Origin of the sequence: Pseudomonas fluorescens, from assembly GCF_900636825.1 — a bacterium.
Taxonomy (GTDB): domain Bacteria; phylum Pseudomonadota; class Gammaproteobacteria; order Pseudomonadales; family Pseudomonadaceae; genus Aquipseudomonas; species Aquipseudomonas fluorescens_BG.
Genome location: NZ_LR134318.1, coordinates 5,007,501 through 5,020,397, shown reverse-complemented (window position 1 = coordinate 5,020,397; position 12,897 = coordinate 5,007,501). Strand labels below are relative to the sequence as shown.

Genomic DNA, 12,897 nt, shown 5'->3' with positions numbered 1-12,897 from the left:
TTCGAATATCGAGGTGATTGCATGCGTGGGTTGTGGCTGTTGTTGATAATGTCGCTCGCGGGGTGCCAGCACGTTGCTGCGCCAGCGCCGGTCAGTGGCGAGATTCGCGATCTGCGCAGCGGTGAAGTGTTGACCGCGGCGCAACTCTTGAAGCGCCTGGCGGCTCCCGCGCGGCTGATCATTGGCGAGCAGCATGACAACGCCGATCACCACGCCGCGCAGTTATGGCTCTTGCAGTCGCTCGGCGAGCAGCGGCCGCAAGGCAGTCTGTTGCTGGAAATGCTCACACCCGATCAGCAACCGAAAATCGCTGCAGCGCGCGAAGCGCCGTCGTCACCCTCCAATCTTCCCGAAGCGCTGGCCTGGCAGGATGGTTGGGACTGGAATCTTTATGGGCCAATCGTTCGCTTCGCTCTCACACAGCCGTATCCGCTGCTGGCGGCCAACCTTGATAGCGGCGAAATCCGTGGCGTCTATCACCATCCGCCGATTTTGAGCGGTGCGCGCAGCAACGCCGAGTCAGTGCGAAACACGTTGCTGGAACAGATCAGCGATTCCCACTGCGGCTTGCTGCCGACGTCACAAATACCGGCGATGCTCGCCGTTCAGCAACAGCGCGATCGGCGTATGGCTGAGCGCCTGATGGTCGCGCCGACGCCTTCGCTGTTGCTGGCCGGGGCGTGGCATGCGCGCAAGGATGTTGGCGTGCCGTTGCATCTGCAGGATTTGGGCGCGGCTGCAGACACTGCCGTGCTGATGCTGTCCGAGCAGGGCGATGAAGTGACTTCGGCCATGGCCGATTATGTCTGGTACACCCCGGCCACACCGAAGCAGGATTACTGTGAGCAGATGCGAAAACAATTCGCCAAATGACTTTTCCACAGGCAAAAAAAGACCCGGTAAAAACCGGGTCAAATAACCGTGATTAGCCTGATGAGGAGATAATCTGAGAGTCCGAACCAAGGGCTTTTCAGAATATCGACTGATCTCGCGACCAGTTGTGATAATCATAGCGATTCTCATTACCGAGTCAACAGCTGATTCCGGATTTGTTTGATTTAGTCTGCCAAGTGGCCGGATAGCCCTGATAAATACGGCTTCTTAGACGCTTTTCTTGCCATGAAACATCCCGGTCGGGGTCGCAGCCATTCAGCACACTCTAGCTGGCCCGGTAATTACATGACCGTCATAACCCCTTCAGTTCTTGTGCCGCGAAGAAATGGCCTCGAGCTGCTTGTTCAGAGCTTCCTTGCGCTCGGCGGGAATGTCATTCCAGTGCACATCCATCAACGCGCCCTCGATCGCGTACAACAACACCTTCGATGCGCGGAACCCGCGTGTGCGCACGGCCCGGTAGGCGTCCACCGCGCCCAGCCGACGCAAGTCCGAGGCGCTGTGGATGCCCACGGCATGCAGCCATTGCGCCGACGTCTTGCCAAGATTCTTCAGGTGTTGCAGTTCATCATTCATCAAGCCTCCTTGCGACGGCCGAATGGTGCGTGGGCGAGCTTCCTCAGGAGTGTAGCCATCAGTAGGAAAAGCGTGGTTCTTTGGTCGGATTCGACGCAAAAGCTTCTAAGAAAGAGGAGTAAAAGGCCTGCGAACGCAGAAGGAAGGGTGTGGGAGCGAGCCTGCTCGCGAAGACGATGTATCAGGCACTATCGATATTCGGCTGACACTACGCCTTCGCGAGCAGGCTCGCTCCCACATGGGAAAGGCGTGGTGTCAGGAAAAGTTGCGAATATCAGCGTGTGCGATAACGCAACCGAGTACCGAAATTCATCGACATCAGAATCTCGTCGGCACTGAGTTCCGGCGGGAAGTAGGCGCCGGAAATTTGTGCGTGGGCCAGGCTTGCGCCTTCTAGCGAGGCTTTGCGGAAATCGATGCCGCGCAGATCGGCGGAGCGAAAATACGCATCGCGGAAATCCACGCCGTCAGCGTTCAGTTCGCGCAAGTCGAGGCCCCGAAAATCGCCTCCGACCATATCGATCGAGCCATCCTGTGGGCGTTCCTTGTTAAAACCGGTGACATCATCTTTATGCAGCAAGGCATACAGCGGGGTGTCGAGAAGTTTCGGCTGGCTCATGTCAGATCACCTGTTGGTTTTATGACGCCAGTATAGTGCCACTATCTGACGGCCGTGAAGCAAGCGAGGGCTTCACGGCCGAAATAGTTTCTTACAGGCCTGGCAGGCGCTGGCGAATCTGCGCGACCACAGTGTCGAGCGTGCCGGATTCGTTGGTCTGCACGCGCTTGCTGCGCAGGATTTCTTCCGGCGTCAGCGCTTCGCGATTGGCTTGTTGCGCAGCGATCACGGCGAGGGTGGCGTCGGATGGGTCCTGTTGGTCAGCCTGACGGATCGACAGCCAGCTCTCGATCACCGCTTGCGGGGCGTTGCAGTCGAGGATGAGGAACGGCGTGCCGGTGGCTTCAGCAATTTTCGCGGCGTTATCGCGTTGTTCGCGCTTGAGATAAGTCGCGTCGATAACCACCGGGAAGCCAGCGTGGAGTATGACTCCGGCGATTTCATGCAGACGCGCGTAGGTCGCCGTGCTGGCGTCAGCGCTATAAATCCCGGCTTGCACATCGTTGGTTACCGTCTGCTCACCGAACAGGCGCTTGCGCTCAACATCGGAACGCAAACGAATCGCGCCCAGCGCTTCGACCAGACGCATGGCTACGTGGCTCTTGCCGACGGCGGAAACGCCATGGGTAATCGCCATGAAGCGGGAAGGAATGGTGCTGTAACTTTCGGCCAGGTTGGCGTAGTTGCGGTACTGGCGCAGGGTGGTGGCACGCTGCACCGGAGTCGCGTCGGCCGGCATGCTGAACAGAGCAACCTTGGCACGAACCAGTGCACGGTAGGCTTTATAGAAATTCAGCACTTCCAGCCCTTGGTAATCCCCGGTCAATTCCAGGTATTGGCTGATGAAGCGGCGGGCGAGGGACTTCAGGCCACGGTCTTCCAGGTCCATCGCGAGGAAACCGGTGTCGGCCCAGACGTCGGTGAAACGGAACGGTTCGTTGAATTCGATGCAGTCGAAGATCACCACTTTGCCGTCGATGACCGTGGCATTGCCCAGGTGGATATCGCCATGGCACTCACGGGTGAAACCCTCGGCCTTGCGCTGGGCGAAGAGTGGCTTGAGACGCTCGAAGCTGCTCTCGGCCCAAGCCTTGAGTGCTTCGAGTTGCAGCAGATCGTTTTTATCGCTGAGGAACGGCAGGATCTGCTCGAAGTTCTGCGAGACCGGCGCCATCACGCTGTCCGAAGTGCCAGCGTCGTGTTCGGCAGGGACTTTGGGAGCGTTGAGGTGGAAGCGCGCGATCTGCTCGGCCATCGCGTCGATATGCTGAGTGGTCAGCTCGCCGTTGGCTTGCAAGGTGCTGAGCAAACCGGTCTGCGGAAACTGGCGCATTTTCAGCACGTATTCGATGGCCGGGCCGTCGCCGCCCAGTTGCGGTGCTTCGACGCTGCCGGTGACCGGCAACACTTCCAGATACAGATCGTCGGTGAGGCGCTGGTTCAGGCGCAGCTCCTCGGCGCAAAAATGTGCGCGCGATTCGAGCCCGGTGAAGTCCAGGAAGCCGAAATTGACCGGCTTCTTCACTTTATAAGCGAAGGGGCCTGTGAGAATCACCCACGAGATATGGGTTTCGATGACCTGAAACCCTTCGACGGGATGCGGGTAGAGGGCCGGGTTTTGCAGGGCAGCGATCAGTGACTGGCTCACGGGTGATCCTTCAGAGACGTGGGAAATTCGAGGCGGCCATTATGGCTGCTTGCCCGCCTGACGCAAACCTCGGAGCGCTCCTGTTGAGTCTGAATAAAGTGCGTATAATCCGCCGCCATGACTCGATCCCGATCCCCCCGTACGAAGAAAAAACCACCAGCCAAGGGCCTCAGCCCGTGGTTGAGCTGGGCCATTAAACTCAGTCTGGTCGGCCTTGTGGTGCTGGCCGGCTTTGCCGTTTACCTCGATGCCGTGGTGCAGGAGAAGTTCTCCGGCAAGCGCTGGACTATCCCGGCCAAGGTCTACGCGCGGCCGCTTGAGCTGTTCGTCGGACAAAAGCTCAGCAAGGACGACTTCCTCACTGAACTCGATGCCCTCGGTTATCGCCGCGAAGCTGTGAGCAACGGCCCGGGTGCCGCTGCGGTCAACGGCAACACTGTCGATCTGAACACCCGCGGCTTCCAGTTCTATGAAGGGCTGGAGAAAGCACAGCCGGTGCGCGTGCGTTTCTCCGGCGATTACGTGGCTGAATTATCGGCGACCAACGGCTCGAAATTGTCCGTGGTGCGTCTCGAACCGCTGATGATCGGCGGCATTTACCCGAAAAATCTCGAAGACCGGATTCTGATCAAACTCGATCAGGCCCCGCCATATCTGCTGGAAACTCTGGTCGCCGTCGAAGACCGCGATTTCTACAGCCATTGGGGCGTGTCGCCGAAGTCGATCGCCCGGGCCGTCTGGGTCAACACTTCTGGCGGCAAGATGACTCAGGGCGGCAGTACGCTGACCCAACAGTTGGTGAAGAATTTCTACCTGACCAGCGAACGCAGCCTGACCCGCAAGCTCACCGAAGCGATGATGGCGATGTTGCTCGAGCTGCATTACGACAAAAAGGAAATTCTTGAGGCTTACCTCAACGAAGTCTTCGTCGGTCAGGATGGCCAGCGAGCGGTGCACGGCTTTGGTCTGGCGAGTCAGTTCTTCTTCGGCCAACCGTTGTCCGAACTGAAACTGCACCAGGTCGCGATGCTGGTCGGCATGGTCAAAGGCCCGTCCTATTACAATCCGCGTCGTAACCCGGAACGCGCGCTGGAGCGACGTAACCTGGTGCTCGACGTGCTTGAGCAGCAAGGCGTGGCGACGGCGGAACAGGTCGAAGCGGCGAAGAAAATGCCGCTGGGCGTGACCACGCGCGGCAAGCTCGCTGACAGCTCGTTCCCCGGTTTTATCGATCTGGTCAAACGTCAGTTGCGCGAAGATTACCGCGACGAAGACTTGACCGAAGAGGGCCTGCGCATCTTCACCAGTTTCGATCCGATTCTGCAGATGAAGGCCGAAGCTTCGGTCAACGATACATTCAAACGTCTGGCTGGGCGCAAGGGCTCCGATGACGTCGAAGCGGCGATGGTCGTGACCAACCCGGAAACCGGCGAAGTTCAGGCGATGATCGGCAGTCGTCAGGCCAGTTACGCGGGTTTCAACCGCGCACTGGATGCGGTGCGGCCGATCGGCTCGTTGATCAAGCCGGCGGTTTATCTGACGGCGCTGGAAAAGCCGAGCCAGTACACGCTCACCAGTTGGCTGTCGGATGACCCATTGTCGGTGAAAGGCGCAAATGGCCAAGTGTGGAAGCCGCAGAACTACGATCGGCGTTCCCATGGCACGGTGTTCCTCTATCAGGGCCTGGCGCACTCCTACAACTTGTCGACATCGCGTCTGGGCCTGGAAGTCGGCGTGCCGAACGTGCTCAAGACTCTCGGTCGCCTGGGCGTCACCCGTGAGTTCCCGGCGTTCCCGTCCATGCTGCTGGGTGCCGGCGGCATGACGCCGATCGAAGTGGCGACCATGTACCAGACGCTGGCCAACGGTGGTTTCAATACGCCGATGCGTGGCATCCGCAGTGTGTTGACCGCTGAGGGCGAGCCGCTCAAGCGTTATCCGTTCCAGATCGAGCAGCGTTTCGATCCGGCCTCCATTTACCTGATCCAGAACGCCATGCAGCGAGTGATGCGTGAAGGTACCGGCAGTTCGGTTTACAACGTGCTGCCCAAGACCCTGACGCTGGCGGGCAAGACCGGTACCAGTAACGATTCGCGCGATAGCTGGTTCGCCGGTTTCAGTCAGGATCTGTTGGCGGTGGTCTGGCTGGGGCGCGACGATAACGGCAAAACGCCGTTTACCGGTGCCACCGGTGCGTTGCAGGTCTGGACCAGTTTCATGCGCAAGGCCGACCCGCTGCCGCTGGACATGCCGCAGCCGGATAACGTCGTCCAGGCGTGGGTAGATTCGCGGACCGGACAGGGCTCCGATGCCAACTGCCCGGGAGCCGTGCAGATGCCGTATATTCGCGGCAGCGAACCGCCACCCGGCGCGGCGTGTTCGGGCGAAACGCCTGCCTCGCCGGAGTCGGTGATGGATTGGGTCAAGGGCTGGATGAATTAAGCAAAGAGGGTTTCAAGTGAACAAGTGGTTGATTCCAGCGGTGACTGCCGTGGCTTTGCTCAGCGGTTGCTCCACCGTACAGCGTGGTTCGATTCCGGTGGTGGATTCGGGGACGGCTGTGTCCAACAGCGAACGCATCGGCGCCAATGGCGGTTTCCGCCAGACCACGGTCAAGCGCCCGGTGCAAGGCCAGACTCAGGCGATTCCGCAGGGCGATACCGGTGTGGTGGTGATGGTGCCTGGCGGCGGTGCCGCCGTGTCGACACCCATCAGCTCTGCGCCAATCGTGCCGGGCCCGTCCTCCGGCGGCATCACGTCGGGACCGTACACGCCTTCGCCAGCGGACTCAGCGCCGGCCAGTTCCGGCAGCTACAGCATGCCTTCGTCGCCTAGCGGCATTCCCTCCGCCAGCAGCGGTGGTGGCTTGTCCGCCGACGAGCAACTGGATGGTCCGGTGCTCGCGTTGCTGACCACTGCTCAACAGCAACAGGCTGGTGGCGATCTCAACGGTGCATCCTCAAGCCTGGAACGTGCCCAGCGTGTCGCTCCGCGCGAGCCGCAAGTGCTTTATCGTCTGGCGCAAGTACGAATGGCCCAAGGCGATGCGCCGCAGGCCGAGCAGTTCGCCCGGCGTGCGCTGACCATGGCCAACGGGCGTCCGGACCTGCAAGCGAGCTTGTGGGAAATCATCGCTCAGGCGCGTGAGAAACAAGGTGATTCCGCCGGTGCTGCGCTGGCGCGGCAAAAGGCCAAGGTCTCGCTGTGATGGATCGCCGTTTTCCGAAAATCGCCGACCAGCTATTGCTGATCGAGCGCGAACTGCGCACCCAAGGCTGGTGGGATGAAGTGCAGCCATCAGCCGAAGCCCTGAGCAGTGTCGAGCCGTTTTCGGTCGATACGCTGGACTTCGAGCAGTGGCTGCAATGGATCTTCCTGCCGCGCATGAAGATCATCCTCGAGCAGGATCTACCGCTGCCCAATGCCTCGGGCATTCAGGAAATGGCCGAGATGGTTTTTGCCCAACGCAACCTTGGCGGCAAGGATCGCCAGTTGCAGGTGCTGCTCAAAGAGTTTGATCTGCTGATCAGCGCCTCGCGCTGACACCGGATCAATGTAGGAGCTGCCGAAGGCGGCGATCTTTTGATCTGGTTTTTGAAGATCAAGATCAAAAGATCGAAGCCTTCGGCAGCTCCTACAGATGTTTATTCGCAATTCTGCGCGATTTGTTTCTGTGCTTCGACGATGCGCTCCTGACGCTGCGCATCATCCAGGCGTCTCAAATCCCCCTCGACCTCCTCACGCAAGCGCGGATTATTCTGCATTTGCGCCAGGTTTGTGCGTGCCTGTTCACAAAACTGCTTGAGCTGCGCCTGCTGCTCGGCGACCTGTTTCTTCACCTTGACATCAATGGCTTTCTGATCGCCGAGTGCGCCGCTGCCGGGCATCGGCGCCGGTTTCGGTGGAGGCGAGGAGGGCGTTTGTACGGTGGTGGACGGCTGACCCTGCGGCGGCTGTGCGTCGAAGTGGGTGACACCTTGGGCATCGACCCATTTGTAGATTTGAGCGGCCGAGCACCAGGGGCTGAGGCCGATCAGCAGGGTGAAGAGGAGCGTTCGCATGCTGATTCCTTGGCAAAATTGCGCAATTGACGCTAACAGAGTAGCGGTTTTCAGGTTTTTTCTTGCGTTCTCATGTGCTTACCCACAATTAACCACACAGACGACTTGACTTGCAGAGGGCGAAACAGAAGAATCCAAAGTCCGCTGTAGAGGGACTGCCAGAAGCAGACCCACTCGGTAGATCATGAGGCGCACATCCGCGCCGACCTGTTACACCCGCAACGCGTTACCTCGCGCTGGGTGGGAAAGGCCCGCAACACTTGGGACGATCCCAATACTTGCTCAGTCAGTGCTGACGTAGTCGGCGACCACCGTCGCTCATGCTCTGCCGAGAAGTAAACCTATTAAGACCCGCCCCTTTTGTGTGGACGGTATTCTGGCGTTTTAGAGGTGAACAACGTGGAGCTTTTATCTGGCGGTGAGATGCTCGTCCGCTTTTTGCGTGACGAAGGCGTCAAATATATCTACGGGTACCCGGGTGGTGCTCTCCTGCATGTTTACGATGCCCTGTTCAAAGAGCCGGAAGTGAATCACATCCTGGTTCGTCACGAACAAGCGGCGACCCATATGGCTGACGGCTACGCTCGTGCCACCGGTAAAGCCGGCGTGGTTCTGGTGACTTCCGGTCCAGGCGCCACAAACGCCATCACCGGTATCGCCACGGCCTATATGGACTCGATTCCAATGGTGATCATTTCCGGTCAGGTGCCAAGCACCATGGTCGGCACCGACGCGTTCCAGGAAACCGACATGATCGGCATCTCTCGGCCTATCGTGAAGCACAGCTTCATGATCAAGCACGCTTCGGAAATCCCGGAAGTCATGAAGAAGGCTTTCTACCTGGCGCAATCCGGTCGTCCGGGCCCGGTCGTGGTCGATATTCCGAAAGACATGACCAACCCGGCCGAGAAGTTCGAATACATCTTCCCGAAAAAAGCCAAGCTGCGTTCCTACAGCCCGGCCGTTCGCGGTCACTCCGGGCAGATCCGCAAGGCTGCAGAAATGCTTCTGGCGGCCAAGCGCCCCGTGTTGTACTCCGGCGGCGGCGTGATCCTCGGCAATGGTTCCGCACCGCTGACTGAACTGGCGAAAATGCTCAATCTGCCAGTGACCAACACCTTGATGGGCCTGGGCGCTTTCCCGGGAACTGATCGCCAGTTCATCGGCATGCTCGGCATGCACGGCAGCTACACCGCCAACCTGGCGATGCACCATGCCGACGTGATCCTTGCGGTCGGCGCGCGTTTCGATGATCGCGTGATCAACGGCCCGGCGAAATTCTGCCCGAACGCCAAGATCATTCACATCGACATCGACCCGGCGTCGATCTCCAAGACTATCAAGGCCGACGTGCCGATCGTGGGTCCGGTGGAGAGCGTCCTGACCGAAATGGTCGCGATCCTCAAGGAAATCGGCGAGACCCCGAACAAGGAGTCCGTCGCCAGTTGGTGGAAGCAGGTGGATGAATGGCGCGGTGATCGCGGCCTGTTCCCTTATGAAAAGGGTGACGGCAGCAAGATCAAGCCGCAGACCGTGATCGAAACCCTCTGCGAAGTGACCAAGGGCGACGCCTTTGTGACCTCCGACGTTGGTCAGCACCAGATGTTCGCTGCGCAGTACTACACGTTCAACAAGCCGAACCGCTGGATCAACTCTGGTGGCCTGGGCACGATGGGCTTCGGTCTGCCAGCCGCGATGGGCATCAAACTGAGCTTCCCGGACGACGACGTTGCCTGCGTCACCGGCGAAGGCAGTATCCAGATGAACATCCAGGAGCTGTCTACCTGCCTGCAATACGGCTTGCCGGTGAAGATCGTCATTCTCAACAATGGTGTGCTGGGCATGGTTCGCCAATGGCAGGACATGAGCTACGGCAGCCGTCACTCGCACTCTTACATGGAATCGCTGCCCGACTTCATCAAGCTCGCTGAAGCCTACGGCCACGTTGGTGTACGCATCACCGAGTCGAAGGATTTGAAGTCGCAGATGGCCGAAGCGTTCGCCATGAAAGATCGCCTGGTGATCATTGATGTTGCGGTCGACACCAGCGAGCACGTCTACCCGATGCAGATCAAAGACGGCTCCATGCGCGATATGTGGCTGAGCAAGACGGAGCGTACTTAATCATGCGGCACATTATTTCCCTGCTTCTGGAAAACGAACCCGGCGCTCTGTCTCGCGTAGTCGGCCTGTTCTCGCAGCGCAACTACAACATCGAAAGCCTGACTGTGGCTCCGACCGAAGACCCGACCCTGTCGCGTCTGACGCTGACCACCGTGGGTCACGATGAAGTCATCGAGCAGATCACCAAAAACCTGAACAAGCTGATCGAAGTGGTCAAGCTGGTGGACCTGTCGGAAAGCGCTCACATCGAGCGCGAACTGATGCTGGTCAAGGTCAAGGCCACTGGCGCCCAGCGCGCCGAGATCAAACGCACCACCGATATTTACCGTGGACAGATCGTCGACGTCAGCGCCAGCGTGTATACCGTTCAGTTGACCGGTACCAGCGACAAGCTCGACAGCTTCATTCAGTCCATCGGCACCGCATCGATCCTGGAAACCGTCCGTAGCGGCGTGACCGGCATTGCCCGCGGCGACAAAGTACTCAGCATCTAAACCAATTAGCGTATGGCCTGAATGGCCGGATATAAGGGGAAATTCATGAAAGTTTTCTACGATAAAGACTGCGACCTGTCGATCATCCAGGGCAAGAAAGTTGCCATCATCGGTTACGGTTCCCAGGGCCACGCCCAAGCGTGCAACCTGAAAGATTCCGGTGTCGACGTTACTGTTGGTCTGCGTAAAGGTTCGGCCACCGTTGCCAAAGCTGAAGCTCACGGCCTGAAAGTGACCGACGTGGCTTCCGCTGTTGCGGCGGCCGACCTGGTCATGATCCTGACCCCGGACGAATTCCAATCGTCGCTGTACAAGAACGAAATCGAGCCGAACATCAAGAAGGGCGCCACCCTGGCCTTCTCCCACGGCTTCGCGATCCACTACAACCAGGTTGTTCCGCGTGCCGACCTCGACGTGATCATGATCGCGCCGAAAGCCCCGGGCCACACCGTACGTTCCGAATTCGTGAAGGGCGGTGGCATTCCTGACCTGATCGCGATCTATCAGGACGCCTCGGGCAACGCCAAGAACGTTGCACTGTCCTACGCAGCTGGCGTTGGCGGCGGTCGTACCGGCATCATCGAAACCACCTTCAAGGACGAAACCGAAACCGACCTGTTCGGCGAACAAGCGGTTCTGTGCGGCGGCACTGTTGAACTGGTCAAGGCCGGTTTCGAAACCCTGGTTGAAGCTGGCTACGCGCCGGAAATGGCCTACTTCGAATGCCTGCACGAACTGAAGCTGATCGTTGACCTCATGTACGAAGGCGGTATCGCCAACATGAACTACTCGATCTCCAACAACGCCGAGTACGGCGAGTACGTGACCGGCCCGGAAGTGATCAACGCCGAGTCCCGTCAGGCCATGCGCAACGCCCTGAAACGTATTCAGGACGGCGAATACGCCAAAATGTTCATCAGCGAAGGCGCAACCGGCTACCCTTCGATGACCGCCAAGCGTCGTAACAACGCCGCTCACGGTATCGAAATCATCGGCGAGCAACTGCGCTCCATGATGCCGTGGATCGGTGCCAACAAGATCGTCGACAAAGCCAAAAACTAAGTCGTCGCTCCTTGTACGAAAAACGCGGCCTCGGCCGCGTTTTTTCGTTTGAGCCGGTGGTTCTGGTATAAAGCTGCAGCGTTTGTGGCCGATCTGTCGTCCTCAAGCACCTGTCGAATTTCTTCAAACCGTTGCAAGGTAATGTCCATGAGCGAACGTCCCGAAGAGCCGAACAAGGCTTCTGACGCCGAAAGCCTGCTGCCCATCGATGAACACATCGAAGAAGGGCATGACGCAGAAGGTCGTAAAGTCCGGCATCGTGGTATCTATCTGCTGCCGAACCTGTTCACCACTGCCAACCTGTTTGCAGGTTTCTATTCCATCATCAATTCGATGAGCGCCCAGGCCGCGCTAAGCGCCGGCGACTCGGTGAATGCGAGCAAGTATTTTGCGTTCGCCGCGATCGCGATTTTCGTCGCCATGGTGCTCGACGGCCTCGATGGTCGTGTGGCGCGCATGACCAACACACAAAGCGCATTCGGCGCCGAGTACGACTCGCTGTCGGACATGGTCGCGTTCGGTGTCGCGCCGGCGTTGCTGGCCTTCGGTTGGGCGCTGGGGGATATGGGCAAGGTCGGCTGGATGGTCGCCTTCATTTATGTCGCCGGTGCAGCGTTGCGTCTGGCGCGTTTCAATACCCAGGTCGGCACGGCGGACAAACGCTACTTCATCGGCTTGGCCAGTCCAGCGGCGGCCGGTGTGGTGGCGGGTATTGTCTGGGCGTTCAGCGATTACGGCATCCAGGGTTCGAAGATGTCGTTCCTCGTTGCGCTGATGGTGGCAGCGGCCGGCATGCTCATGGTCAGCAACATCAAGTACAACAGCTTCAAGGAGCTGGATCTCAAAGGGCGCGTGCCATTCGTGGCGATTCTTGCCGTGGTGTTGGTGTTCGCCGTGGTGTTCAGCGATCCGCCGCGCATTCTGCTGCTGGTGTTCCTTGCCTATGCAGCTTCCGGCCCCGTGCAGTACCTGTTGCGTCTACGTCGGCACAAAAAAGCCGAGTGATGTAATTTCGCGCATACTCCGCAGTCTATGGGTGCATCTGTCCTCCAAAGCTGCGGAGTTGCCATGTTGATCAAAATCCCCAAAGCGTCTGACTGCAATGAGTCGGATGTCACGCCTGAATCCATCTACCTCTCGCGCCGCCAGTTATTGGGTGCCACTGCTGCAGGTATCGCTGCCAGCAGCCTGCCGCGTTGGACGCTGGCCGACGATAGCGCTCGCTATGCTGATGTCGAACCGGGCAAGGCGCCGGGCTGGTTCGCCGAGAAGCTCACTTCTACCCAGTGGGGCGCGGTCAACGTCAAGGACGAGGCGATTACGCCTTACAAAGACGCGACGCACTACAACAACTTCTATGAGTTCGGCACCGACAAGGGCGATCCGGCGGCGAATGCGGGCTCGCTTAAAACCGAGCCG

General features: G+C 58.9%; 13 protein-coding genes (1 of these 13 cut by a window edge). 9 read left to right on the top strand and 4 right to left on the bottom strand.

What is annotated here, in order from left to right; genetic code table 11:
• Positions 1-21: 21 nt before the first annotated feature.
• Positions 22-873 (top strand): ChaN family lipoprotein, encoded by an 852-nt coding sequence (locus EL257_RS22825; protein WP_126366427.1) that lies wholly within the window; start codon positions 22-24, stop codon positions 871-873.
• Positions 874-1,197: 324 nt separating this feature from the next.
• Here EL257_RS22825 and EL257_RS22820 read toward each other — a convergent pair whose 3' ends face one another.
• The 3 genes from EL257_RS22820 to EL257_RS22810 form a co-directional block, all read right to left on the bottom strand.
• Positions 1,198-1,470 (bottom strand): TfoX/Sxy family protein, encoded by a 273-nt coding sequence (locus EL257_RS22820; protein WP_007971093.1) that lies wholly within the window; start codon positions 1,468-1,470, stop codon positions 1,198-1,200.
• Positions 1,471-1,744: 274 nt separating this feature from the next.
• Complete coding sequence (locus EL257_RS22815) at positions 1,745-2,089, bottom strand: pentapeptide repeat-containing protein (protein ID WP_126366425.1); 345 nt, start codon at positions 2,087-2,089, stop codon at positions 1,745-1,747.
• 91 nt (positions 2,090-2,180) lie between these two features.
• On the bottom strand, positions 2,181-3,737 hold the full coding sequence (locus EL257_RS22810) for an AAA family ATPase (protein WP_126366423.1): 1,557 nt from the start codon (positions 3,735-3,737) through the stop codon (positions 2,181-2,183).
• Between the two features lie 117 nt (positions 3,738-3,854).
• Between EL257_RS22810 and mrcB the strand changes: the two genes are divergently transcribed.
• Genes mrcB through EL257_RS22795 form a run of 3 tightly spaced genes read left to right on the top strand, consistent with a single transcriptional unit; the run spans position 3,855 to position 7,280 of the window.
• Positions 3,855-6,179 carry a penicillin-binding protein 1B gene (gene mrcB / locus EL257_RS22805; RefSeq protein WP_126366421.1) on the top strand — a complete coding sequence of 775 codons (2,325 nt, stop codon included), beginning with the start codon at positions 3,855-3,857 and terminating at the stop codon, positions 6,177-6,179.
• A 16-nt stretch (positions 6,180-6,195) separates the two neighbouring features.
• Positions 6,196-6,945: a tetratricopeptide repeat protein gene (locus EL257_RS22800; RefSeq protein ID WP_126366419.1), complete on the top strand. Its 750-nt coding sequence runs from the start codon at positions 6,196-6,198 to the stop codon at positions 6,943-6,945.
• Positions 6,945-7,280 (top strand): YqcC family protein, encoded by a 336-nt coding sequence (locus EL257_RS22795; RefSeq protein WP_126366417.1) that lies wholly within the window; start codon positions 6,945-6,947, stop codon positions 7,278-7,280. The genes EL257_RS22800 and EL257_RS22795 overlap by 1 nt, the downstream gene beginning before the upstream one ends.
• Positions 7,281-7,381: 101 nt before the next feature.
• On the opposite strand, the gene EL257_RS22785 is transcribed toward EL257_RS22795, so the two are convergent.
• A complete protein-coding gene (locus tag EL257_RS22785; RefSeq protein ID WP_126366415.1) occupies positions 7,382-7,798 on the bottom strand; it encodes a DUF4124 domain-containing protein in 417 nt (138 codons plus the stop codon).
• Positions 7,799-8,197: 399 nt separating this feature from the next.
• On the opposite strand from EL257_RS22785, the gene EL257_RS22780 reads away from it, so the two are divergent.
• From EL257_RS22780 to msrP, 5 genes are all read left to right on the top strand, one after another.
• Positions 8,198-9,922 (top strand): acetolactate synthase 3 large subunit, encoded by a 1,725-nt coding sequence (locus tag EL257_RS22780; RefSeq protein WP_126366414.1) that lies wholly within the window; start codon positions 8,198-8,200, stop codon positions 9,920-9,922.
• A gap of 2 nt (positions 9,923-9,924) precedes the next feature.
• Complete coding sequence (gene ilvN / locus EL257_RS22775; RefSeq protein ID WP_003176102.1) at positions 9,925-10,416, top strand: acetolactate synthase small subunit; 492 nt, start codon at positions 9,925-9,927, stop codon at positions 10,414-10,416.
• Positions 10,417-10,461: 45 nt separating this feature from the next.
• On the top strand, positions 10,462-11,478 hold the full coding sequence (gene ilvC / locus EL257_RS22770) for a ketol-acid reductoisomerase (RefSeq protein ID WP_003228216.1): 1,017 nt from the start codon (positions 10,462-10,464) through the stop codon (positions 11,476-11,478).
• A gap of 147 nt (positions 11,479-11,625) precedes the next feature.
• Positions 11,626-12,483, top strand: coding sequence for a CDP-diacylglycerol--serine O-phosphatidyltransferase (pssA, locus tag EL257_RS22765; RefSeq protein WP_122599687.1), 858 nt, complete (start codon positions 11,626-11,628; stop codon positions 12,481-12,483).
• Positions 12,484-12,546: 63 nt separating this feature from the next.
• Positions 12,547-12,897 carry the start of a protein-methionine-sulfoxide reductase catalytic subunit MsrP gene (gene msrP, locus EL257_RS22760; RefSeq protein ID WP_126366413.1) on the top strand. It continues 663 nt past the right edge of the window, so the window shows 351 of its 1,014 coding nt (coding positions 1-351); its start codon is at positions 12,547-12,549; the stop codon falls past the right edge of the window.